Annotated in this window: 17 protein-coding genes; 8 read left to right on the top strand and 9 right to left on the bottom strand. The window is 73.3% G+C overall.

Features of this window, described 5'->3' with window-relative positions; genetic code table 11:
• Window positions 1–2: 2 nt before the first annotated feature.
• Both KBX06_RS15490 and mfd read right to left on the bottom strand, forming a co-directional pair.
• Window positions 3–776: a hypothetical protein gene (locus KBX06_RS15490; protein ID WP_210835341.1), complete on the bottom strand. Its 774-nt coding sequence runs from the start codon at window positions 774–776 to the stop codon at window positions 3–5.
• A 176-nt stretch (window positions 777–952) separates the two neighbouring features.
• On the bottom strand, window positions 953–4,603 hold the full coding sequence (gene mfd, locus KBX06_RS15485) for a transcription-repair coupling factor (protein ID WP_210835338.1): 3,651 nt from the start codon (window positions 4,601–4,603) through the stop codon (window positions 953–955).
• A 294-nt stretch (window positions 4,604–4,897) separates the two neighbouring features.
• On the opposite strand from mfd, the gene KBX06_RS15480 reads away from it, so the two are divergent.
• A complete protein-coding gene (locus tag KBX06_RS15480; RefSeq protein ID WP_210835337.1) occupies window positions 4,898–5,824 on the top strand; it encodes a cyclase family protein in 927 nt (308 codons plus the stop codon).
• A 139-nt stretch (window positions 5,825–5,963) separates the two neighbouring features.
• The gene (locus KBX06_RS15475; RefSeq protein WP_210835336.1) at window positions 5,964–6,884 is read left to right on the top strand and encodes an endonuclease domain-containing protein; all 921 of its coding nucleotides are present in this window, start codon (window positions 5,964–5,966) and stop codon (window positions 6,882–6,884) included.
• 104 nt (window positions 6,885–6,988) lie between these two features.
• On the opposite strand, the gene KBX06_RS15470 is transcribed toward KBX06_RS15475, so the two are convergent.
• A complete protein-coding gene (locus tag KBX06_RS15470; protein ID WP_210835334.1) occupies window positions 6,989–8,029 on the bottom strand; it encodes a S66 peptidase family protein in 1,041 nt (346 codons plus the stop codon).
• A 116-nt stretch (window positions 8,030–8,145) separates the two neighbouring features.
• On the opposite strand from KBX06_RS15470, the gene KBX06_RS15465 reads away from it, so the two are divergent.
• Together KBX06_RS15465 and ppc are read left to right on the top strand one after the other, a co-directional pair.
• Window positions 8,146–8,805, top strand: coding sequence for a hypothetical protein (locus KBX06_RS15465; RefSeq protein ID WP_210835332.1), 660 nt, complete (start codon window positions 8,146–8,148; stop codon window positions 8,803–8,805).
• Between the two features lie 478 nt (window positions 8,806–9,283).
• Window positions 9,284–12,070, top strand: coding sequence for a phosphoenolpyruvate carboxylase (ppc, locus tag KBX06_RS15460; RefSeq protein WP_210835330.1), 2,787 nt, complete (start codon window positions 9,284–9,286; stop codon window positions 12,068–12,070).
• Between the two features lie 81 nt (window positions 12,071–12,151).
• Here the strand turns inward: ppc and KBX06_RS15455 are convergent, their stop codons facing one another.
• Window positions 12,152–12,892, bottom strand: a complete 741-nt coding sequence (locus tag KBX06_RS15455) for a hypothetical protein (protein WP_210835328.1) — start codon at window positions 12,890–12,892, stop codon at window positions 12,152–12,154.
• Between the two features lie 228 nt (window positions 12,893–13,120).
• Between KBX06_RS15455 and KBX06_RS15450 the strand changes: the two genes are divergently transcribed.
• Together KBX06_RS15450 and KBX06_RS15445 are read left to right on the top strand one after the other, a co-directional pair.
• Complete coding sequence (locus tag KBX06_RS15450) at window positions 13,121–14,299, top strand: DNA recombination protein RmuC (protein WP_210835326.1); 1,179 nt, start codon at window positions 13,121–13,123, stop codon at window positions 14,297–14,299.
• A 160-nt stretch (window positions 14,300–14,459) separates the two neighbouring features.
• Entirely contained in the window at window positions 14,460–17,723 is a 3,264-nt protein-coding gene (locus KBX06_RS15445; RefSeq protein ID WP_210835324.1) for a S8 family serine peptidase, read from the top strand.
• A gap of 215 nt (window positions 17,724–17,938) precedes the next feature.
• On the opposite strand, the gene KBX06_RS15440 is transcribed toward KBX06_RS15445, so the two are convergent.
• Window positions 17,939–18,391, bottom strand: a complete 453-nt coding sequence (locus KBX06_RS15440; protein ID WP_210835322.1) for a hypothetical protein — start codon at window positions 18,389–18,391, stop codon at window positions 17,939–17,941.
• A 42-nt stretch (window positions 18,392–18,433) separates the two neighbouring features.
• Complete coding sequence (locus KBX06_RS15435) at window positions 18,434–19,423, bottom strand: 4-hydroxy-3-methylbut-2-enyl diphosphate reductase (RefSeq protein WP_210835320.1); 990 nt, start codon at window positions 19,421–19,423, stop codon at window positions 18,434–18,436.
• Between the two features lie 377 nt (window positions 19,424–19,800).
• On the opposite strand from KBX06_RS15435, the gene xseA reads away from it, so the two are divergent.
• Together xseA and KBX06_RS15425 are read left to right on the top strand one after the other, a co-directional pair.
• Window positions 19,801–20,967, top strand: a complete 1,167-nt coding sequence (gene xseA, locus KBX06_RS15430; protein WP_307854650.1) for an exodeoxyribonuclease VII large subunit — start codon at window positions 19,801–19,803, stop codon at window positions 20,965–20,967.
• Window positions 20,968–21,003: 36 nt separating this feature from the next.
• Window positions 21,004–21,216 carry an exodeoxyribonuclease VII small subunit gene (locus KBX06_RS15425; protein WP_210835623.1) on the top strand — a complete coding sequence of 71 codons (213 nt, stop codon included), beginning with the start codon at window positions 21,004–21,006 and terminating at the stop codon, window positions 21,214–21,216.
• A 103-nt stretch (window positions 21,217–21,319) separates the two neighbouring features.
• On the opposite strand, the gene KBX06_RS15420 is transcribed toward KBX06_RS15425, so the two are convergent.
• The 3 genes from KBX06_RS15420 to KBX06_RS15410 form a co-directional block, all read right to left on the bottom strand.
• Window positions 21,320–22,174, bottom strand: a complete 855-nt coding sequence (locus tag KBX06_RS15420; RefSeq protein ID WP_210835316.1) for a hypothetical protein — start codon at window positions 22,172–22,174, stop codon at window positions 21,320–21,322.
• Window positions 22,175–22,415: 241 nt separating this feature from the next.
• Window positions 22,416–23,222 carry a hypothetical protein gene (locus tag KBX06_RS15415; RefSeq protein WP_307854642.1) on the bottom strand — a complete coding sequence of 269 codons (807 nt, stop codon included), beginning with the start codon at window positions 23,220–23,222 and terminating at the stop codon, window positions 22,416–22,418.
• A 114-nt stretch (window positions 23,223–23,336) separates the two neighbouring features.
• Window positions 23,337–24,050 (bottom strand): DUF4245 family protein, encoded by a 714-nt coding sequence (locus KBX06_RS15410; RefSeq protein ID WP_210835309.1) that lies wholly within the window; start codon window positions 24,048–24,050, stop codon window positions 23,337–23,339.
• Between the last annotated feature and the right edge of the window lie 139 nt (window positions 24,051–24,189).

The following is a 24,189-nucleotide window of genomic DNA, read 5'->3' as shown; positions in this document are numbered from 1 at the left end:
GCTCAGCTGTCGGTCCCGCCGGCCGCCTGGGGCCCGGGGTTGGGCAGCGGATCCGGGGTGGAGACGTCGGTGACCCCGTCAGAGCCGGTCTCGCCCAGCGGCACGCTCACCGCCGGCGCGTTGCCGGAGAAGGCCAGCAGGGGGAACTCCAGCGGGCGGTAGCGGGGGTTGACCGTCACGTCGTACGCGGCGACCACCTCGGCCAGCGACTTGCGGGTGGCCAGCGCGGCGCGCAGCTCATTGCCGTCGAGCCGGCTGGCGGCCTCCTCGTCGCTCATGTCGGCCGGGATGACACCCGCCCTGCGGCCCGCCGCCACCACGTCCGCCAGTTCCTGCGCGCTCGGCTGGGTCGCCGCCCCGGTCGGCGGCACCCCCGTCATACAGTTGTAGAGGTCGGCGAGCTGGCGCACGAAGCCGGTGGCGGGCGACAGCCCGCGCTGCTGGGCGACCTGCTCCGGTGCCACCTGCCCGCCCGGCTGGTAGTTCTTGTCGGCGGAGACCCGCTCGCAGACCTCGGCCAGCACGAGCACGCTGACGACCTCACCGCGGTCGGGCAGCGGCGGCACCTGTGCCGGGGGCCGGCCCTCGGACGCCTCGGGCTGGCCGGTCGGCCTCGGGTTCTTGGCCCGCAGGTCGTCGACGACCTCGGTGACGGCGTCCTCGGTGATCCGCAGGTCACCGACGTAGGCGGCGACACCGGGCTCGGTACGGCAACCGGAGAGGGCGACGAGGCCGAGCGCCACACTGGCGACGGCGACAAGACGGCGAGCACGCATGACGGTCACTCTCTCATGCCGCCCGGCGCCGGCGTGACGCCGCCCACCGACTCTGCCCGCGCACCCGTCCCCCCGCCCATGCGTCCCGCCCGCCCATGCGTCCCGCCCATCGGTCGCCCGGCCCGCCTGCCTCCCACCGCGCACCGGGCACCGGGCTCCCACCGGCGTCCCGTCGCTCACCGGGCGGAGGCTCCCGCCGTCGCCGGCTCGCCCAGGACGTCGGAGAGAAGCTGGGCGCACCACTCCAGCAGAGCCTGGTCGCGCAGCGGCTCGCCGCCCACCCGCCGGGTGCTCGGCCGGGGCACGCTGACCTGGTCGAGCGCGGACTTGTAGACCGAGTCCGGGTGGTAGCGCTTCAGCCGCAGCTGCTTCGAGTCGGGCAGCGGCAACGGGCCGAACCGGATGTGCCTGCCCTGCATGGTGACGTCGGTCAGGCCGTAGCGGCGGGCCAGCAGCCGGAACCGGGCCACCGCGACCAGGTTCTGCACCGGGGCGGGCGGCTCGCCGTAGCGGTCCGTCATCTCGGCGACCACCTCGCGCAGCCGCTCCGCGTCGCGCGCCTCGGCCAGCTTGCGGTACATCTCCAGGCGCAGCCGTTCCACGCCGACGTAGTCGTGCGGCAGGTGCGCGTCGACCGGCAGGTCGACCTTGACCTCGGTCTCCTCCTCCGGGCGCTCGCCCTTGAACGCGGAGACCGCCTCGCCGACCATCCGCACGTAGAGGTCGAAGCCGACGCCCTCGATGTGCCCGGACTGCTCGCCGCCGAGCAGGTTGCCGGCGCCCCGGATCTCCAGGTCCTTCATCGCCACGTACATGCCGGCGCCCAGCTCGGTGTGCTGGGCGATGGTTGCCAGCCGCTCGTGGGCGTGCTCGGTGAGCGGCTTCTCCGGCGGATAGAGGAAGTATGCGTACGCCCGCTCCCGGCCCCGGCCGACCCGGCCGCGGATCTGGTGCAGCTGGGCCAGTCCGAGCAGGTCGGCCCGCTCCACGATCAGGGTGTTGGCGTTCGGGATGTCGATGCCGGACTCGACGATCGTGGTGCAGACCAGCACGTCGAACTCCTTCTCCCAGAAGCCGACCATGACCTTCTCCAGGGCCTCCTCGCCCATCTGGCCGTGCGCCACCGCGACCCGCGCCTCGGGCACCAGCTCGCGCAGCCTGCGCGCCGTCCGGTCGATCGACTCGACCCGGTTGTGCAGGTAGAAGACCTGCCCGTCGCGGAGCAGCTCGCGGTGGATGGAGGCGGCCACCTGCCGCTCGTCGTGCGCCCCGACGAAGGTGAGTACCGGGTGGCGCTCCTCCGGCGGGGTGGCGATGGTGGACATCTCCCGGATGCCGGTGATCGCCATCTCCAGGGTGCGCGGGATCGGGGTGGCCGACATGCTCAGCACGTCGACCGAGGCGCGCATCGTCTTCAGGTGCTCCTTGTGCTCGACGCCGAAACGCTGCTCCTCGTCGACGATGACCAGGCCCAGCGACTTGAACCGGGTGGCCGCCTGGAGCAGCCGGTGGGTGCCGATGACGATGTCGGCGGTGCCCGCGGCGGCCAGCTCCAGGGTCCGTTCGGCCTCCTTCGGCGTCTGGAAGCGCGAAAGCTGCTTGATGGTCACCGGGAACTGGCTCATCCGCTCGGCGAACGTGTTGTAGTGCTGCTGCACCAGCAGCGTGGTCGGCACCAGCACCGCCACCTGCTTGCCGTCCTGCACCGCCTTGAACGCCGCCCGGACCGCGATCTCCGTCTTGCCGTAGCCGACGTCGCCGCAGATCAGCCGGTCCATCGGGACGGTCTGCTCCATGTCCCGCTTGACCTCCTCGATGGCGGCGAGCTGGTCCGGCGTCTCCTGCCACGGGAAGGCGTCCTCCAGCTCCCGCTGCCACGGCGTGTCGGGGCCGAAGTTGTGCCCCTTCGACGCCTTGCGGGCCGCGTAGAGCTGGATGAGCTGGGCGGCGATCTCCTTGACCGCCTTGCGGGCCCGGGCCTTGGACTTCTGCCAGTCCGAGCCGCCCATCTTGTGCAGGGTGGGCTGCTCGCCGCCGACGTAGCGGGAGAGCTGGTCGAGCTGGTCGGTGGGGACGAAGAGGCGGTCGCCGGGCTGGCCGCGCTTGCTCGGGGCGTACTCGATGACCAGGTATTCCCGGGAGGCGCCGTTGACGGTGCGCTGCACCAGCTCGACGTAGCGGCCGATGCCGTGCTGCTCGTGCACGACGTGGTCGCCGGCCTTGAGCTCCAGCGGGTCGATGGTGTTGCGCCGCCGGCTCGGCATCTTGCGCATGTCGCGGGTGGAGGTGCCCCGCCCGCCGGTGACGTCGTTGCCGGTGAGCAGCACGAACCGGGACGCCTCGTCGACGAAGCCGCCGGTCAGGCTGCCGCAGGCGACCAGCACCTCGCCGGGGGCGGGCGCGGTCGGGATCTCCTCGGTCAGCCGCGCGCCCAGGCCGGCGTCGCGGAGCACCTCGACGGCCCGCTGGGCGGGGCCGTGCCCCTCGAAGACCAGCGCCACCGACCAGCCCTCGCCGGCCCAGCGCTTGAGGTCGTCGACCACCCGGGTGGTCTCGCCGTGGTAGAGCGGCGCCGGCTGCGCGGCCAGGGTCACCGCGATCGCGTCGTCGGGGGTGACGGCTGCGGCCTCCGGGTCGTCCTCCCAGGGCTGCCGCGCCGGGGCCGCCTCGGCCTCCACCAGGCCGAACGGCGACAGCGTCCACCAGGGCTGGCGCAGCTTCGCCGCGACGGCGCGTACGTCGGCGAGGGTCCGGAAGGCGGCGGCGCCGAGGTCGACCGGGGCCTGGCCGCCGACGGCCGCCGCGGCCCAGCTCGCCTGGAGGAACTCGTCGGAGGTACGCACCAGGTCGTGCGCCCGCGTGCGGATGCGCTCCGGGTCGCAGAGCAGCACGTGGGTGCCGGCCGGCATGGCGTCCAGCAGCAGCTCCATCGAGTCGGCGCCGATGAGCGCCGGGGCGAGGGACTCCATGCCCTCCACCGGGATGCCCTCGGCCAGCTTGTCGAGGATCTCGGCCAACTCCGGGTGCTCCTCGGCGAGGGCGGCGGCCCGCTCGCGCACCGACGGGGTGAGCAGCAGTTCCCGGCACGGCGGCGCCCACAGCTGCGGCACCTGCTCGATGGTGCGTTGGTCGGCGACGGCGAAGGTGCGGATCTCCTCCACCTCGTCGCCCCAGAACTCGACCCGCGACGGGTGCTCGTCGGTGGGCGGGAAGATGTCGAGGATGCCGCCGCGCACGGCGAACTCGCCCCGCTTGGTGACCAGGTCGACCCGCGCGTACGCCATGTCGGTCAGGCGGCGGGCGACCTCCTCCAGGTCGGCCTCCGCCCCGGCGGCGAGCTGCACCGGCTCCAGGTCGCCGAGCCCTTTGAGCTGCGGTTGCAGCAACGACCGGACGGGCGCCACGACCACCCGCAGCGGGCCGGTGCGGCCGTGCGCGTCGGCCGACCCGGGGTGCGCCAGGCGGCGCAGCACGGCCAGCCGCCGGCCGACCGTGTCGGAGCGGGGCGACAGGCGCTCGTGCGGCAGCGTCTCCCAGGACGGGAAGACCGTCACCTGCTCGGGCGGGAGCAGGCTGCCCAGCGCGGCGGCCAGGTCGTCGGCCTCGCGGGTGGTGGCGGTCACGGCGAGCACCGGCCGGCCCGCGCCGCCGCCCGGCCCGCCGTCGCCCACCTGGTCGGCCGCGACCGCGGCGACCGCGAACGGGCGCAGCGCGGCCGGCGCGGTGATGTCCAGGCCGTCGACCTGGGCGGCACCGGAGCGCGCCAGGTCACGTGCCCGGGCCAGCCCCGGGTCGGCCAGGGCGGCGGAGAACAGACCGGTGAGCATGTGATCACTTCCAGCGGGATGACGACACGACGATCACCCCTCGCCCGGGCGGGCGGGGGGTCCACCGGTCGACACTATCTCTCCGGTCGGACGAACCACCCCCGCGTAGGTTGGAACGTCCGACAATCCGCGCAGGGCCACCCAGGGGGGTACGGATGCCGGAGGGAATCGGCAGCGGTCCGTGCCGGAAGACCACGCCCGGCCGGTGGCGGGTGCTGGGACATGGTGACCTTCTCCGAGCCGACCACCAGCAAGGATCTTGACGGAGGCGATTGGCCGTGATCGGCTGCGCCCATGGGCAACCAGTGGCGGGCACAGTTCGACGCGGAGGTCACCTTCGCCAACGGCGGCGGGCTGCGGACGGACGGGTTCCGGCTGGACGTCCCCGGCCCCGACATCGCCGACGACGAGCTGGCGGCGCTGTTCGTCCGGCACCTCGGGCTGCTGATGGTGGCCGAGGTGCGGATCACCGGCCGGACGATCGTCGAGGAGCCGCACAAGGGCGGCCGGGGCGTCGCGGCCCCCACCGGCCGCGACGACACCTCCCGGCGACGGCTGGTCGAGCTGAGCCACGTGCTCACCGACGGCATGACCACCCTGCCGGGCTGGCCGGCGCCCCGGATCACCGAGTGGCTGACCCGGGAGGCGTCCCGGGCCAGCTACGCCCCCGGCACCGAGTTCCAGGTGGGGCGCATCGACATGATCGCCAACACCGGCACGTACGTGGACACGCCCGCCCACCGCTTCGCCGAGGGCGCCGACCTCGCCACCACTCCGCTGGACCGCCTCGCCGACCTGCCCGGCGTCGTGGTCCGGGTGCCGGCCGGCACCCGCGCGGTGGACCGGCTGCTGCTCGCGCCGTACGACGTCGCCGGCCACGCGGTGCTGCTGCACACCGGCTGGTCGGCGCACTTCGGCACCGACCGGTACGGCGCAACGGAGGCGCCGCACCTCACGGGGGACGGTGCCCGGGCCCTGGTCGACGCGGGCGCCGCCCTGGTCGGCATCGACTCGATCAACATCGACGACATGAGCCCGGCGGCGGCCGGCGAGCGCCCGGCGCACAGCGCCCTGCTGGCCGCCGGCGTACCGGTCGTGGAGCACCTGACCGGTCTCGACGCGCTGCCCCCGGCCGGCTTCCGGTTCACGGCCGCCCCGCCGATGGTGGCCGGTATGGGCACCTTCCCGGTACGGGCGTTCGCCGTCCTCGACCCCACCTGACCTGCCGCAGAACGGCTGCCTCCGGGCAACCTGCGGCCGGGGCTCGGGTGGCGGTCTTGAGTGGTAGCGCCCTGCCACCACACCCCGGGATCAGCCTTCGGGCCAGCGCGCGAACGGGCCGTGACCGCAGGCTGCCGGCATGCCACGGGCACCGCGCATCCCCAGAGAGTTGGCGTTCCTCCCGTTCTCCGGCAGTCGGGCCGTCGCCGCCGGCCTGGTCACGTGGCGGATGCTCCGTGGACCGTCCTGGTGCCGGCTGCTACCCGACATCTACGTCCACGTCGACGGTCACCGTGCGGACGACCACCGGATGTGGTGCGACGCCGTTGCCCTGACCCTGCCAACGGGGGCCGCCATCAGCGGTCTCAGCGCGGCGTTCCTGTGGGGCGTGGATCTCCTCCCACGTGCGAGCCCGGTCTTCGTCACGCTCCCGGGGGCGGCCCGCCGACGCACCACTGCACGGGTGGTGGTCGACCAGCGGTCGCTCTCCGCCCCGGAGATCACCCGGTTCGCCGGCTTGCCGGTCACCACCGGCGTCCGCACTGCCTTCGACCTCGGGCGACAGTTGCCCCGGGCAGACGCGCTGGTCGCGGTGGACGCGCTGCTGCACCGGCGGCTGGTCAGGCTCTCCGCGTTGACCAGCCACCTGGCCACGCACAACGGCTGGCCCGGCACCGCCCAACTGCGTGAGGTGCTCATGCTGGCCGAGCCGCTGAGCGAGTCCCCGATGGAGACCCGGCTCCGGCTCGTCCTGCACGACGCCGGTCTACCGTCCCCGACCGCGCAGCATGACGTGCATGGCACCCGTGCGCAGCGCGGACGCATCTTCCTCGGCCGTGTCGACCTCGCCTACCCCCGCTGGCGAATCGCCATCGAGTACGAGGGTGACCACCACCGGGAGCGAGCCCACTTCCAGCGCGACGTGGCTCGACTCAACGCACTACGCGCAGCGGGCTGGTTGGTGCTGCGCTTCACGGCAGACGACGTACTGCGGCACCCCGCGCGAATTGTCCGCCTCGTCACCGACGCGATCCGCGAACGTCAGGCCAGCGCCCGGTGATCAGGACGCCATGGACCCTAAAACGACCAGGTCACGTCCATGACGTCCTGATCACCGGGCCCGCGCGGGGGAAGAGGGGGCGCTCGCCTGGGGGAGGGGGCGGCTCAGTAGCGGACCGAGATGTGTCGGGTTACGGCGTCGACCCGGATCTCGCCGCCGTACGGGACGATCAACTGCGGGTCGGTGTGGCCGAGGTCGACGTCGAAGACCACCACCGCGTCCGGGCGGTAGGCGGCGAGCGCCCGGATGACCGCCTCCCGCTGCGCGCCCGCCCAGTCGCGCCGCTCGTCGGGGGTGTGCTGCCGGTCGAAGTCCCACGCCTTCGGCCGGCCGACGAGGACCGCCGGGAAGCCGGCGAGCAGGCCCCGCTCCCCCATGTTGCGCAGCATCCGGAAGACCTCGGTGGCGGAGGGGAGTTCCTCGGAGGTCTCGATCATCAGCACCGCCCCGGTCAGGTCCTCGGCCGGGGGAACCCGGTCGGCGGCCAGCAGCCAGTGCAGGATCTCCAGGTTGCCGCCCCAGGTGCGCCCCTCGACCACCGCCGACGGCCCCTGCCAGCGCCAGCCCTCGCCCGGGAGCATCTCCGGCTCGTCGGCCAGCGTCGCCGGGTCCTGCCAGTCGTTGGGACGGTCGCCCCACGTCGGGGCGGGGGTCAGGGCGTACCAGCCGGAGGTGAACAGGGCCGCGCGCAGCGAGTCGAAGGTCAGCGGGTGCGGGCTGCCCGGCCGGCCGAGATGCACCAGCACCGAGCCGCCGTGGTAGGCGACGATGCCCAGCCGGTACAGGTGGTTGAGGACGTTGGTGTTGTCGGAGTAGCCGAAGTACGGCTTCGGGTTGGCCCGCAGCACGGCGTCGTCCAGGTGCGGGGTGACCGTGATCAGGTCGTCCCCGCCCACCGTGGCGAGCACCGCGGTGATCGTCGGGTCGGCGAAGGCGGCGGTCAGGTCCCGGGCCCGGTCGCGGGGGTCGGCGCCGAGCACCCGGGTGGTGGGGTACTCCACCGGCTCCAGGTCGAACTCCTCGCGCAGCCGGCGCAGCCCCAGCTCGTACACCTGGGGGAAGAGGGCCGGCAGGCCGGCGGAGGGCGAAACGACCGCTACCCGGTCTCCCGGTCGGGGCTTGGGGGGATAGTTCGGCGACGTCATGACCGGACGCTACCGACCGGTGGAACCGGTTTTTCCGGTCGCGGGGCCCGCCGACACGGTGGCCGAAGGCCCCTAGGCTGAGGGTCCCGGAAGTTGATCGAGAACCTGGAGCCCTCGTGACCACCCCCGCCGGACACCCGTCGCAGCCCTTCCACGGCGGCCCGCCGCCCGGCGGAGGGTGGGCAGGCCCCGTCCCGGCGCCGGTGACCCGGCGCATCCCGGAGGACCAGCCGTTCGTGGTACGGCCCAACATCGCGAAGCGCGGCCTGCTGATGACGGGGGTGGCGCTGGCCCTCATCCTCCCGACGATCGCCTGCTGCGCCGGCCTCGGCATCGTGAATTCGGCCGATCCGCAGATGCGCGCCGAGTCCGTCCTCGGCATCCTCGGCCTGGTGGGCTGCCTGCTGCTCCTGGTCGCCCTGCCGCTGGGGGTCCAGCTCTGGCTGATCGGCTCCGGCGGCCCGGTGCTGGCGCTCGGCCCGGCCGGGCTCTGGATCCGCACCCGGCCGACCCGGGGGCAGGCGGTCTGGCTGCCCTGGGAGGGCGTCGCGCAGATCTCCCGCCGGCGGTGGAGCCTGGAGAAGATGCTGGTGGTCACGCCGCGCGACGCACGGGTGCTCCAGAACCTCGGGGCGTTCACGGCGCTGGACGGCGCGGCGCTGAACGCCTTCTACGGCTCCGGACTGGTCGCCACGCTCAACTTCGCCGACCGGCCCGAGGCGGAGATCATGGCGGCGGTCGCCCACTACAGCGCGGGCCGCTGCCAGCTGAGCTGATCGGCGGGCGTGGGCGGGCCGACGGCCTGCGCACCCGCGAGGTGTACGGCACACCCGCAGCACCGCCGGGGGCGGGCCGCCGCCAGCACCGCCCGGGGCGGACCGCCGCCAGCACCGCCCGGGGCGGACCGCCGCCAGCACCGCCCGGGGCGGACCGCCGCCAGCACCGCCACGCCAGCAGCGACCGACGTCGTCCACTCGACCGCCGGTCGACCGCTCGCCGGGCCCACCATCTGGACGGCGCTGGGCGTGGCGGGTGTGCTCAGCGCCACCCGGCGCCCGGCCGTCGCCGCGCCGACCGGCGCACCGCACCCGCTCCCACCAGGGAAGACGTTCCCGGCGTCGACTGTGACGCGAGGGAGGTGCGCCTCCCGCACCGCGGGCGATTGCAAGGGTCCCCTCCTCCCCGGCGGGACACGCGGATACGATCCAGGGAGTCGGACAGCGCTGTCCTTCGTACTCGCGTAAGGAGCGCATCGTGACCGACCAGCACGACCACGACGGCCCCGACGCCGCCCTGCGGGCCGACATCCGCCGCCTCGGCACCCTGCTCGGGCAGACCCTCGCCCGCCAGGAGGGCCGGCCGCTGCTCGACCTCGTCGAGGAGATCCGCGCCCAGGTGCGCTCCGACGCCCCCGCCGCCGCGCAGCGCCTCGCCGGCCTGGACGTGACCACCGGCACCAAGCTGGCCCGCGCCTTCTCCACCTACTTCCACCTGGCCAACATCACCGAGCAGGTGCACCGGGCCCGGGAGCTGCGGCGCCGCCGGGCGGTCCAGGGCGGCTGGCTGGACCAGGCGGCCAAGATGATCGCCGAGCGCGGGGTGCCCGCCGAGGAGATCGCCGCAGCGGCGCGGCGGCTGGCGGTACGCCCCGTCTTCACCGCCCACCCGACCGAGGCGGCCCGCCGGTCCATCCTGTCCAAGCTGCGCGCCATCGCCGACGAGCTGGACACCGAGACCGCCAACGCGATCCTCTACGGCGCCAGCGACGAGGGCCCGGCCAACCGCCGCCTCGCCGAACTGCTCGACCTGATGTGGCAGACCGACGAGCTGCGGCTGGACCGGCCGGACCCGACCGACGAGGCCCGCAACGCCATCTACTACCTGCGCGACCTGTACGCCGAGGCCGCCCCGCAGGTCCTCGACGACCTCGCCGACACGCTGCGCACCCTCGGCGTGGAGACCTCCCCCACGGCCCGGCCGCTCTCCTTCGGCACCTGGATCGGCGGCGACCGCGACGGCAACCCGTTCGTCACCCCGGCGGTGACCCGCGAGGTGCTGACCATCCAGCACGAGCACGGCATCGCGGCCACCGAGCAGGCGATGGACCACCTGATCGACGAGGTGTCGGTGTCCCGGCGGCTGCGCGGGGTGTCGCTCGACCTCTCCGCCAGCCTCGCCGCCGACCTGGACGCGCTGCCCGAGGTGGCGGCCCGGTTCCGCCGGGTGAACGCCGAGGAGCCCTACCGGCTCAAGGCCCGCTGCGTGAAGGCGAAGCTGGCCAACACCCGGCAGCGGCTGCGCCAGGGCACCGCGCACGTACCCGGGCGGGACTACCGCGGCTCCGCCGAGCTGGTCGCCGACCTGGACCTGCTGCGCGCCTCGCTGGCCCGCAACGCGGGTCAGCTCACGGCCGTGGGCCGGCTCGCCTCCACCATCCGTACGGTCGCCGCGTTCGGGCTGCACCTGGCGACCATGGACGTCCGGGAGCACGCCGAGGCGCACCACGCGGTGCTCGCCCAGCTCTACGCGGCCGTCGGCGAGGTCTCCAACTACCCGTCGCTGAGCCGGCAGGAACGCACGAAGCTGCTCGCCGACGAGCTGACCGGCCGCCGACCGCTCTCCACTGTGGACACCCCGCTGACCGAGGCGACCCGCAAGACGTTCGACGTGTTCGGCACCATCCGCGAGGCGCAGGACCGGTTCGGCAACGAGGTCATCGAGTCGTACATCGTCTCGATGACGCTCGGCGTGGACGACGTGCTCGCCGCCGTGGTGCTGGCCCGCGAGGCGGGCCTGGTCGACGTGCACAGCGGCCGGGCCCGCATCGGCTTCGTACCGCTGCTGGAGACCCCCGCCGAGCTGAACGCGGGCGGTGAACTGCTCGACGAGCTGCTCTCGCTGCCGGCCTACCGGGCACTGGTGGCGGCGCGGGGCGACGTGCAGGAGGTGATGCTGGGCTACTCCGACTCCAACAAGGAGGCCGGCATCACCACCAGCCAGTGGTCGATCCACCGGGCCCAGCGCGCGCTGCGCGACGTGGCCGCCCGGCACGGCGTACACCTGCGGCTCTTCCACGGCCGTGGCGGCACCGTGGGTCGCGGCGGCGGGCCGACGCACGAGGCGATCCTGGCCCAGCCGTACGGCACCCTGGACGGGGCGATCAAGGTCACCGAGCAGGGCGAGGTCATCTCCGACAAGTACTCGTTGCCGTCGCTGGCGCGGGAGAACCTCGAGCTGACCCTGGCCGCGGTGCTCCAGGCCACCCTGCTGCACACCGCGCCCCGGCAGCCCGCCGAGATGCTGGAGCGCTGGGACGCCACGATGGAGCTGGTCTCCGACTCGGCCTTCCGGTCGTACCGGTCGCTGGTCGAGGATCCGGACCTGCCGGCGTACTTCTGGGCGTCGACGCCCACGGAGCTGCTCGGCGCGCTGAACATCGGCTCCCGCCCGGCGAAGCGGCCGAACACGGGGGCGGGGCTCGCCGGGCTGCGCGCCATCCCGTGGGTGTTCGGCTGGACCCAGACCCGGCAGATCGTGCCCGGCTGGTTCGGGGTCGGCTCGGGCCTGGCCGCGGCGCGGGAGGCCGGCCTGGAGGACGTGCTGGCCGAGATGCACCGCAACTGGCACTTCTTCCGCACGTTCCTGTCGAACGTCGAGATGATGCTCACCAAGACCGACCTGAGCATCGCCCGCCGTTACGTCGAGACGCTCGTGCCGAAGAAGCTGCACCCGATCTTCGACAAGATCGAGCAGGAGTACGAGCTGACCAGGCAGGAACTGCTGGCGGTGACCTCCTCGCCGGCCCTGCTGGAGAACTCCCCGGTGCTCCAGCGCACCCTGGCCGTCCGCGACACCTACCTGGAGCCGCTGCACCACCTCCAGGTGGCCCTGCTGCGCCAGTACCGGGAGTCCGGGGCGGCGGGCCGGGCGGTGGCCACCGCGCCGGGCGGCCGACGGGCGCCGAGCGACGGTACGGCGCTGGAGCGCGCGCTGCTGACCACGGTCAACGGCATCGCCGCCGGCATGCGCAACACGGGCTGAGATGTAAGGAAGGGCACCTTCCTAACGGATTTTGCATAGGAAGGTGCCCTTCCTAACATCCGGCGAGCCGCGAACCGGGGCTCAGAAGTCGCCGCCGCCGAAGTCGCCGCCGAAGTCGCCACCGCCGAAGTCACCGCCGAAGTCGCCGCCCTGCTCGCCGAAGCCGGTGGCGTCGCCGAAGCCCTCCTGGTGGCCGGCCTCGAAGCCGTACCCGGGGTCGGCGAAGCCGGGCGAGAAGAGCGCGTCGGCGATCAGGATGCCGCCGAGGACGCCCGCGCCGGCGCCCAGCGCGGTCTTCCACCACGGGGTGGAATACCAGCCCGCCGGCACCGGCCGGCCCTGGTAGCGCCCGCCCGGGTAGTAGTAGGGGGTGTCCCGGCCGGGCTGCGGACCGGCCTTGAAGGTCTGCCCCTGCACGTCCACCCGACGCTCCCGGGTGAGTCGCCCCGCGCCCTGCGCGGCGGCCAGCGGGGGCAGTTCGGGGCCGGGATCGATACCGAGCGCCACCCGGGCCGCCCGTGCGTACGTCAGCCCCTCCAGCGCGGTCTCGCGGGCCAGGCGGAACTGCTCGACACTGCGGGCCTGCTCCAACTGGCTGCCGGCGGCGTTGTAGCGCTCCCCGGCGTCGACCAGCGCCTGGCGTACGGCCGGGTGGTCGCCGTGCAGGTTCATCACCTGGCCGCCGAGCCGCTCGTACCAGCGCTGGGCGTCGGCCCGCACGTCGGCGAGGCGCCGGGCCTCCCGGGTGGCGCTCTCCTGCCGCCACCACAGGAACGCGGCCACCAGCAGCACCACGAGGAGGAGCAGCGGCAGATATCTCATGTCTGCGACGTTACCCAGGCCGGGCCAGCGCCACGCCTCCGATCAGCGCGGTTGGGTGGGCCGATCGGGGCGGGTCCGGGCGGGCCGGGCCAGCGCCGCCGGCCCAGGCCAGGCCGCTCACGTGGCAGCCCGGCCGCCACGCAAGCCGCCCGGCCGCCACGCAAGCCGCCCGGCCGCCACGCAAGCGGCGCGGCGGCGCGTGGCGTGCCGGTCTGGCAAGCTCCGGGGGTGGACTTCTCGACGCTGGCCGTGGTGATCGTCTGCCTCGCCGCCGGGGGTGCGGCGGGCTGGTACGCCGCCCGGACCCGCTCGGCGACCGAGATCGCCCGGTTGGACGCCACGCTGCGGGCCACCCGGGAGGGCGAGGGGCGACTGGAGCAGTCGATGCGGGCGCTGAGCTACGAGGCCACCGCACAGTCCCAGGAGGCGGTGGCCCGCGCCGTCGCCCCGCTGCACGACACGCTGCGCCGCTACGAGCAGCGCGTGGCCGAGTTGGAGCACGACCGGGTCGACGCGTACGCCGAACTGCGCGAGCAGGTCCGCGCGATGGGCACGGTCTCGGGCGAGCTGCGGACCGAGACGAAGCAGCTGGTGGCGGCGTTGCGGGCGCCCCAGGTGCGGGGCCGTTGGGGTGAGCACCAGCTGCGCCGGATCGTCGAGGCGGCCGGCATGCTGGAGCACTGCGACTTCTCCGAACAGGTCACCGCCGTCACCGACCGCCAGGGCGTCCGCCCCGACCTGGTGGTCCGCCTGCACGGCGGCCGTTGCGTGGTGGTGGACGCCAAGGCGCCGTTCGACGCGTACCTCACGGCGATGGAGGCCCGTGACGAGCGGGGTCGCGACACCCACCTCGACGCGCACGCGAAGCACCTGCGCGCGCACGTGGACGCGCTGGCCGCCAAGAGCTACTGGGCGGCGTTCGACAGCACGCCGGAGTTCGTGGTGCTCTTCGTGCCGGCCGACCCGTTCCTCGACGTCGCGTTGCAGCGCGACCCGACGCTGCTGGAGCACGCGTTCGCCCGCGACGTGGTGCTGGCGACCCCGGCCACCCTGGTCGCGCTGCTGCGTACGGTCGCCTACTCGTGGCGGCAGGAGGCGCTGGCGCGCAACGCGGTGGCGGTGCACTCGCTGGCCCGGGAGCTCTACGGGCGACTGTCGACCCTGGGTGAGCACGTCGGCAGGCTCGGCTCGTCGCTGGGCGGCGCGGTGACCGCGTACAACCGGGCCGTCGGGTCGCTGGAGGCGCGCGTGCTGGTCAGCGCCCGCAAGCTCGCCGAGATGGGGGTCTCCGACCAGGAGCTGGCCGCGCCGGCCCAGGTCGAGCTGGCACCCCGTCAGCCGCAGGCCCCGGAGCTGCTCGGAACCGCCGAGGCCGAGGCGCCGAGCGGTCGGTCGACTTTGGACTGACGGCTGATTCCTATCACCGCCGATGTGACAATGGACATCCCCGCATGTCACGAAGTGGTCACAACGAACTCGGCGGTAGTGACAGTGACCAGCGGCACCGCGAAGTATTCGTCACGCGCGCCCTGCATCTGAGGGCCCTGTTCTCTGGAGGAAAGAGAACGTGAGCAAACCCCGAAACCTGAGCCGGCGGACCTCCGCCGCGCTCTTCGCGTCGGTCGTGGCGGCCAGCGCCGTGACCGTCGCGGGTGGTGCCACAACCGCGAGCGCCGCACCCGGGCCCACCAACGCACCGGCCAGCCCCATCGAGGCGCTGGGATCGCACGACGCCAAGCTGCTCGCCGAGGCGGAGGCCAAGAAGGCCCCCACCGTCACCATGATCGTCTCGACTGACAAGGGTCAGGCGAAGGACGTCGCCGACGACCTCAAGGGTCTCGGCGCCGCGGTCAGCGAGCGCTACGACACCATCGGCTACGTGCTGGCCAAGGTGCCCACCGACAAGGTGGTCAAGGCGGCCACGCTGCCCGGCGTCTCCGCGGTCGACCTGGACGAGAAGATCCAGCTGCCCGAACCCAGGCCGGAAGCCGCGCCCAACGGGCGCAAGGCCGCGAAGCAGGGGGCCACCCTGCCGGGGCCGGGCGACTCGACCCAGGCCGCCAACCCCTACATGCCGACCAACGAGATCGGCGCCGTCCGCTTCGTCGAGCAGCACCCGGAGTGGGACGGTCGGGGCGTCACCATCGGCATCATGGACTCCGGTGTGGACCTGATGCACCCGGCGCTCCAGCAGACCACCACCGGCGAGCGCAAGATCGTCGACTGGGTCACCGCCACGGATCCGCTCGAGGACTCCAGCTGGCGGCCGATGATCACCGAGGTGACCGGTCCGTCCTTCACCGCGGCCGGCGCGACGTGGACCGCTCCGGCGGGGACCTACCGGTTCAACCGGTTCAGTGAGTCGATCACCAACGAGAGCGACCCCGAGGGCGACGTCAACCGCGACGGCGACAAGACCGACACCTGGGGCATCCTGTTCGACCCGGCCACCAACAACATCTGGGTGGACACCGACCAGGACAAGGACTTCACCGACGAGGCCGTGATGCGGCCGTACAAGGAGAAGTTCGACATCGGCTTCTTCGGCACCGACAACCCGGCGACCGGGATCGCCGAGCGGATGTCGTTCGTGGTGGAGTACCGCAAGGGTGTCGACACGACTCCGGTCGGCGGCCCCGGCCCGGTCGACTACGTCAACATCGGCATAGTGGAGAGCGCGCACGGCACGCACGTCGCCGGCATCACCGCCGCCAACGACATGCTGGGCAACGGCGCCTTCGACGGCGCCGCGCCGGGCGCGAAGCTGGTCTCCTCCCGCGCCTGCTCCTGGGGAGGTGGCTGCACCTACGCCGCCCTCACCACCGGCATGGCCGACCTGGTGATCAACCGGGGCGTGAGCGTCATCAACATGTCGATCGGTGGCCTCCCGGCGCTGAACGACGGCAACAACGCCCGCGCCGATCTGTACAACAACCTCATCACCACCTACGGCGTGCAGATGTTCATCTCGGCCGGTAACTCCGGTCCGGGTGTGAACACCATCGGTGACCCGTCGGCGTCTGCCAACGTGGTCAGCGTCGCGGCGAGCATCAGCAAGGACACCTGGCTGGCCAACTACGGCTCCGTCGTGAAGAAGAAGAACGCGCTGTTCAACTTCTCCTCGCGCGGCCCGCGCGAGGACGGCGGCGCCAAGCCGAACATCGCCGCGCCGGGATCGGCCATCTCCACCACCCCGACCTGGCAGGCCGGCAGCCCGGTCGCCGAGGCCGGCTACGCCCTTCCCCCGGGTTACGCCATGTTCAACGGCACGTCGATGGCCTCCCCGCAGGCCGCCGGCGGCGCCGCGCTGCTGCTGTCGGCCGCCAAGGCGACCGACCGGGGCATCACGCCGGCCGCGCTGCGCCGGGCGATCTACTCCTCGGCCAAGCCGATCAAGGACGTTCCGACGTACGGCCAGGGCTACGGCATGTTCAACGTGCCGGGCGCCTGGAAGCTGCTGCGCAAGGACCTGACCACGCGGTCGTACGTCTCCGAAGCCCCGGTCTGCACCGTCCTGTCGGAGCAGCTCGCCACCCCGAACCGGGGCACCGGCGTCTACAACCGCTGCGGCGCCGCTGACGGCGGCCACCAGGTGAACCAGGCGAAGACCTACGCGGTCAAGCTGACCCGCACCAGCGGGCCGGACGGCACCATCCGGCACAACGTCGGTCTGCGGGGCAACGACGGCACGTTCCGCGCGCCGAAGTCGGTCGCGCTGCCGCTGAACCGGACCGTCACGATCAACGTCACCGCCAAGCCCAGGACGGCGGGTGCGCACAGCACGATCGTGACGATCGACGACCCGAAGACCGGGATGATCGACTTCGAGGTGTCCGCCGTCGTGGTCGCCTCGAACGACGTCAAGGAGCCGACCTTCGCCTACTCGGCCCGGGGCTCGGTGGACCGCAACAGCACCACGTCGCACTTCGTGACGGTGCCCCCGGGCACCGGTGCGCTGCAGGTGAACCTCGCCGGCATCGCCACCGGGTCGCAGACCCGGTTCATCGCCTTCAACCCGTACGGCGTCCCGGTGGAGAGCACGTCCAGCCTGGCGTGCTTCACCAACTTCGCCAGCACGGTCGTCTGCAACGCGCAGGAGCGGGACTACCAGAACCCGATCCCGGGTGTCTGGGAGATCGAGGTCGAGTCGCGTCGCACCTCGCCGTCGCTGAACAACCCGTACCAGCTCACGGCGCGGGTGCAGGGCGTCGCGGTCGAGCCGGCCGTGGTCGAGCTGCCGGCGGTCGACGCCGGTGCGGCGACCCCGGTCACCTGGAACCTGACCAACACCTTCGGTCCGGTCTCCGTGACCGGCCAGGGCGGTCCGCTGTCCAGCGTCAACTCGGAGCGGCCGACCATCGTCGAGCTGGCGCAGCAGGAGTTCACCGTCGAGGTGCCTGCGGGGGCGGCCCGCTTCACCGCCCGCATCGGCAACCCGTCCAACGCGAGCGCCGACCTGGACCTGTTCGTCTACCGGGGCACCACCCTGGTCGGGCAGCAGGCCGACGGTGACTCGGAGGAGGCGGTGACCGTCACCAACCCGGTCGCCGGCACCTACCGGGTCGTGGTGGACGCGTACGCGGTGGACGGTGCCGGCGGCAGCACGGCGTACGACTACCGGGACTCGTTCTCGGCGGCTGCGCTGGGCACCCTGGCGGCCCCGAGCACCCCGCTCACCCTGCCCCACGGCGCCACCGCGACCCTGACCGGTACGGTGACCGCCCTGTCCACCCCGGCCGCCGGCCGGGAGCTGTACGGCGAGCTGGCCGTGGTGACCACGGAGGGCGCGATCGTCGGGCGCGGCGCGGTCTCCATCGGCGCCGTGAACTGACTCGTCCCGCACCGGAACACCGGAGCCCGCCCCCACCCGGGGGCGGGCTCTGCCCGTTCCGGTGCCCGTACCTTCTGATCGTCCCGGCCCGGGGGCCCTCGGTCGCTCGGCCCGGTACGGCTTCGCGTCTCTGTCGCGACGCACGGCTCGGGACGCCCCGACGCGACCACGGGACGCCCCGACGCGGCCGACAGCGGCCGGACCGGGCCCGCCGGTCAGCCGGGGCGGGCGGTCTCGACCAGGAAGGGCGTGCCCTGCTGGCAGGTCGTGAGCAGGTCGCGCTGGACCTTCCCGGTGACCGTGACCTTCGTGCCCGGCTTCAGCAGGTCACGCGGGCCGCCGACCAGCAGGTAGCTGTCGAGCAGCAGGCAGTTGGGCTCCACGCCGGAGGTGACGGTCCCGGTCAGCGTGGTGCCGCCGGCCGGCGGCTTCGTCGGCCCGTTGCTGGGCCTCGGGGGCGGAGGCAGGACGGGCCCCGTCGGGTCCACCGGATCGCCGGGGGTCGGGGAAACTCCGGGAGTGCTCGGATCCGGGCTGGGCGGGCTGGTCACCGGCTGCGCTCCCGTCGGGGTCGGGGTGGGGTTGTCGCCGGTCCCGTCCTGGCCGCCGCAGGCGCTCAGCGCCACGCAGACGGCCAACGCGGAGACGGCGAGCCGAAGAGTCCTCATACCCTGTCTGACGCAGCGGGGCGCCGGGCCGTTCCCGCCCGGTCAGCCGCGGGCCGCGGCAGCGGCCTTCATGTCCCGCTTGAGCTCCTGCGGCAGCGAGAAGGTCAGCCGCTCGTTGGCGGTCACCACCTCGTCGACGTCGGTGAAGCCGCGCGCCGCGAGGTGGGCGAGCACCTCCTGGACCAGCTCGTCGGGGACGCTGGCGCCGGAGGTCAGGCCGACCGTACGCGCCCCCTCCAGCCACGCGTCGTCGATCTCGTGCGCGAAGTCGACGAGGTGACCGGCGCGCGCGCCGGCGTCCAGGGCGACCTCGACGAGACGTACGGAGTTGGAGGAGTTGGTCGACCCGACGACGATCACCACGTCGCACTCGGGCGCGATCTCCTTGACCACGTGCTGCCGGTTGGAGGTCGCGTAGCAGATGTCGTCGCTGGGCGGCGACTGGAGCAGCGGCAGCCGCTTCTTGAGCCGGGCCACCGTCTCCAGCGTCTCGTCGACCGAGAGGGTGGTCTGGGAGAGCCAGACGACCTTGTTCGGATCGCGGACGGTGACCCGGTCGGCGTCCTCCGGACCGTCCACGAGCTGGATGTGCTCGGGGGCCTCGCCGGAGGTGCCGATGACCTCCTCGTGCCCCTCGTGGCCGATCAGCAGGATGTCGTAGTCCTCCGCGGCGAACCGCTTCGCCTCCTGGTGCACCTTCGTGACCAGCGGACAGGTCGCGTCGATGGCCCGCAGCGAGCGGCTCCGGGCCTGCTCGTAGACCTCGGGGGCCACCCCGTGCGCGGAGAAGATCACGGTGGCGCCCTCCGGCACCTCCTCGTTCTCCTCCACGAAGATCGCGCCCTGGGCCTCCAGGGTCTGCACGACGTGCTTGTTGTGCACGATCTGCTTGCGTACGTAGATCGGGGCGCCGTAGAGCCTGAGTGCCTCCTCGACGGTCTGCACCGCGCGGTCCACGCCCGCGCAGTAGCCGCGGGGCTTGGCCAGGATCACGCGCTTGCCGGTCCGGGACGTCGCTTCAGCCTGAGTCACCCGCCCATCGTACGTGCCGCTCCCGAGGGCGACACGGGACGCGACCGCCACCACGGCGCCGGCCGTGGCCTGCCGGAACGGGCGCACCGGCGGCGCGCGCGGCCAGCGGCCACCCTCGGGAAGGCCCTTTCCGGCACGGCCGCGCCCGTGGTGATCCTGATCCCACCATGCCATCGCGCGGACCCGGCGCGCCGGCCCGACCGCCCGGCGCCACCGCGCCGATGCTGACCGCGCGCCGCCCGCCCCGCCGAGCCGCGCCCGCCGGATCGGCCACGCCGAGTCGCTCGCGCGGGGCTGTCCGGGGCGGACCGTAGGGTGGGCGGGTGAGCACAGGCGAGGTGGGGCGGAGCACGTCCGAGGAGCCGTGGCCGGTCCGGGTGGTCAGCCAGAAGGTCGGCGCCTGGATCGCCCGGCTCGGCTGGGTGTGGGTGGACGGGCAGGTGGCGCAGATCAGCCGCCGGCCGGGCGCCGGCACCGTCTTCCTCACCCTGCGGGACCCGTCGGCCGACCTGAGCCTGACGGTCACCACCAACCGGGACGTCCTGGACGTCGGCGCGCCGGAGCTGCGCGAGGGCGCCCGGGTGGTGCTGCACGCCAAGCCGGAGTTCTACGCCGCCCGGGGCACGCTGAGCCTGCGCGCCGACGAGATCCGGCAGGTCGGCCTCGGCGAGCTGCTGGCCCGGCTGGAGAAGCTCAAGAAGCTGCTCGCGGCCGAAGGGCTGTTCGACCGGGCGCGCAAGCGCCGTCCCCCGTTCCTGCCCAACCGGGTCGGCCTGATCACGGGCCGCGCCTCGGCCGCCGAGCGGGACGTGCTGACCAACGCCCGGCGACGCTGGCCGGCGGTGGAGTTCCGCACGGTCAACGTGGCGGTGCAGGGGCCGGGCGCGGTCCCGCAGATCCTCGACGCGCTCAAGGTGCTGGACGCCGACCCGACCGTCGACGTTATCGTCATCGCCCGGGGCGGGGGCGGCATCGAGGACCTGCTCCCCTTCTCCGACGAGGCGCTCTGCCGGGCCGTCTTCGCGTGCCGCACGCCGGTGGTGAGCGCGATCGGCCACGAGACCGACGCGCCGCTGGTCGACTACGTCGCCGACGTACGGGCCTCGACGCCGACCGACGCGGCCAAGCGCGTGGTTCCCGACCTCACCGAGGAGGTACGCGTCATCCGGCAGGCCCGCCACCGCCTCGAACGCGCGGTGCGCAACCTGGTGGACCGCGAGTCGCACCGGCTCGACGGGCTGCGCTCCCGGCCGGTGCTGGCCCGCCCACAGGTGATGGTCGACCAGCGGGTCGCCGACCTGGCCGGGCTGCGCCAGCGAGCCGGCCGCTGCCTGGACCACCGGCTCGCCGCCGGCGACGACGACCTGCGGCACACCCTGGCCCGGCTGCGTGCCCTCTCCCCCGCCGCCACCCTCGACCGGGGCTACGCGATCGTCCAGCGCGCCGACGGTCACGTCGTACGCGCCGCGTCCGAGGTCGGCAAGGGCGATCCGCTCCGGGTCCGCCTCGCCGACGGCGAGCTGGCCGCGACGGTCGACGGCTGACCGGGAACGGGATCACGATGTGGTGGGATGGCAGCGATGACTGACGAGAAGAAGGACGAACGGCTCAGCTACGAGCAGGCCCGCGCCGAGCTGGCGTCCGTGGTCGAGCGGCTGGAGACCGGCGGCACCACGCTGGAGGAGTCACTGGCGCTCTGGGAACGCGGCGAGAAGCTCGCCGACACCTGCCAGCGCTGGCTCGACGGCGCCCGTGCCCGCATCGACGCCGCCCGCCAGGACCCCACCCCCTGACCAACCCCCGCGCCCCGAACACCCCACCCGCTCCCCCGCAACGGGCGCTCCGCACCGCACCCCGTGCCCCCGCGAGGCGGGGGCGGGGGCGGGTGGGGTTGGGTCAGTTGAAGAGGTTGTAGAGCTCGGTGGGGGCCTCGACCACCTGGTCCGCCGGGGGCTTCTGGGCGGCGGTGGCGTTGCCGTAGTCCGAGTACGTGATCCGGATGTCCTGCGCCTTCGTCTGGCCGGCGGCCGGGATCTGGATGACCATCTCGCTGAGCCGGCCCTGCGGGTCGAGCTTCGCGGTGAACGGCACCGCCTTCGCCTGCGCCCCCAGGGCCGTGATCACCGTCGGGTCCACCGAGCCCGCCTCCGCCGCCTTCGACACGTCGATGGTGCCGGCGTACGCGCCCTCGCCCGTCTGACGCACCTCCGTGATGCCCTGCGTCAGCACCTCGCTGCCGGCGGGGTCGACCTTGTCGAAGTCGAAGCCGAGGTTCCGGTTGCCCTTGATCCGGGTCTGGTCCAGGTGCTGGTACTTGCCCAGGTTCAGCTTCTGCACGCCCGGCACGCTGCTGGCGGTCGTGCCGCCGAGCTCCACCTTCACCCAGCTGTCCGGCTTGTAGTGGACGACGTCCAGCTTCATGAACAGGTCGTCGGTGGGCTTGCCGATCGTCACCCGCATCTCGGCGCTCTGGGTCGGCTCGTGCACCCGCCCCTCGGCGGTCGAGCCGACGCCGGACATGGAGAACCGGAAGTTGCCGTTGCTGATCTCGCGGGTGGAGGCCAGCAGCGTCTGCTTGGCGTCGCCGGACGCCGGTGCGGCGCTGCCGGAGGTCGCGGGCGTACCGGACGCCGGGACGGACGGGGAGGCGGACGGGTCCGCCGTCGGGGTCCCGGAGGAGTTGCAGGCGGCCAGACCGGGAGTGAAGAGGGCGGCGGCCACCAGGCCGGCGCTCAGGCGTCGAACAGTCATACGTGTCTCCCACGTGGGTCACCCGACGCACCTGTCGGCGGCCGGAAACCGGGCGACGCACCACGTCGGCTGCGCCGCGCGAACCCCGTCGGGCCGGTTGCCGGGGCGACCGGTCCGGGTTCGCCCCACTCCTGTTCCCTGTCGCCACGTCGCACAATCACCGGGTCGTCCGGTTGCCCCGGTCGGGTGACCCGGAAGCGGAGACGGGGCGGCCGAAGCCGCCCCGTCTCGTGTGTCGCTGTTACTCCTTGAACATCTCGTACGTCTCGGGGGACGCCTCGACCACCTTGTCGGCCGACGGCTTCTGCGCGGCGGTGGCGTTGCCGTAGTCCGCGTACGTGATCTTGATGTCGTGCGCCTCGGTCTCGCCGGCGCCCGGCACGGAGATGACCAGCTCGGTGAGGCGGCCCTCCGCGTCCAGCTTGGCGGTGAAGGGCAGCGCCTTGGCCTGCGCACCGAGGGCCTTGACCAGGTCGGCGTCCAGGGTGGCGGCGTCGCCCGCGGCGGACACGTCGAGCTTGCCGGTGTAGCTGCCCTCGGCGGTCTTCTGCACCTCGGTGATGCCCTTGGTCAGCTTCGCGCTGCCGGCCGGGTCGACTTCCTCCATGTAGCGGCTGAGCTCGCCGGCGCCCTTGACCTTGGACTGGTCGAGGTGCTGGTACTTGCCCTTCCACTTCGCCGCGCCCGGGATCATGGCGCCCAGCTCGCCCAGGTCGAGCAGCACCCAGCTGTCCGGCTCGATGTAGATCAGCTCCATGCCCATCGACGTGCCGGAGCCGTCGTCGAACTTCATGCTGAACTGGGCGCTGTTGCTGGGCTTGTGTACCAGGCCCCTGCCGCTCAACCCGGCACCGGCCAGCGTGAAGGTGAAGTTGCCCTTCTCGATCTCCTTCGTGGAGGCGATCAGCGCCTCCTTCGGGTCGGCCGGCACGGCCGACGCCGCAGCGCCCGCGCCGGCCGGCGCGGATTCGTCCGACTTGCAGGCAGCCAGGCCGGGCACGAGCAGGGTGGCGGCGAGCACGCCGACGCTCCACCGTCGAATGTTCACAGTTGTCTCTCTTCGGAGAACGGAAAGCGCCCGGCAGGCTTCAGCCGCCGGGCAGTGAGCCGGGGCAGCGTAGCCGATCCGACCGACACCTGGGGGGTGCGGTTTCCGGGGCGGCTACCGGATCGCGGTGGCCAGGTGCCGCAGCTCGTTGTCCCGGGCGTCGCCGACCACGATCACGGTCCGGTCCGGTTCGAGCAGGACCAACGCCTGCTCGTTGCCCCGGGCGGTGTACCGCTGCCAGGTGCGCCCGCCCAGATCGGTCTGGCCCTGCGGTTGCCCCTCGGCGGTCAGCTCGGCCGGCAGCAGCCGCTCCGGCGGCACGCTGCTCTGCACCAGCTGGGCGCCCCGCCCCTCCGGCGTGAGATAGCCCAGCCGGAGGCTCGACCCGCCCTCGACGGTCTGGAAGTTCGCACTGACCGTGCTCCACCCGTCGCCCAGCTCCGCCGGTTCGCTGACCGGAAAGGCGTCGGCGGCCCGCGCCGACTCGATGGCGGGTGCCGGGTCGACGGTCGTCGGCTGCTCGCCGCCGAGGAACCCCCGGTAGAAGGCGACCAGCAGGGCGATCGGGACCAGCAGCACGAGCAGGGAGATCGCCATGTCCTTCGGCGAGCGTTCCGACTTGCGGGTGTCGACCGCCGGCGGCGGCGCGGGCCGCTCGCCGGTCTCCGCCACGCCGTCGGGCGGGGACGCCCCCGCCGCGCCGGCGGGCTCGACCAGCGCCGGCTCCCCCTCGGGTACGGCGGCGGCCCGGGTCGGGACGACCGGCGGCTGGCCGTCCGGCGGGGTCGCGTCGGCGGGTACACGGTCGGCAGGCTGTGCGGCTTCCACCCTGCCATCTTCGCAGCCGCCCGACCGGCCGTATCCGGGCCATCACCGCCCCGCCCCCGCACCGGGTGGGCCATCGTGTGAGGATCAGCGACAAAGCCGGCAGCGGCGACGCCGCACCCTGCCGCCCCGCAACGTCGCG

It is taken from the genome of Micromonospora sp. C31 (assembly GCF_018070575.1).
Lineage (GTDB): Bacteria > Actinomycetota > Actinomycetes > Mycobacteriales > Micromonosporaceae > Micromonospora.
This window is presented reverse-complemented; position numbering and strand designations above follow the sequence as displayed.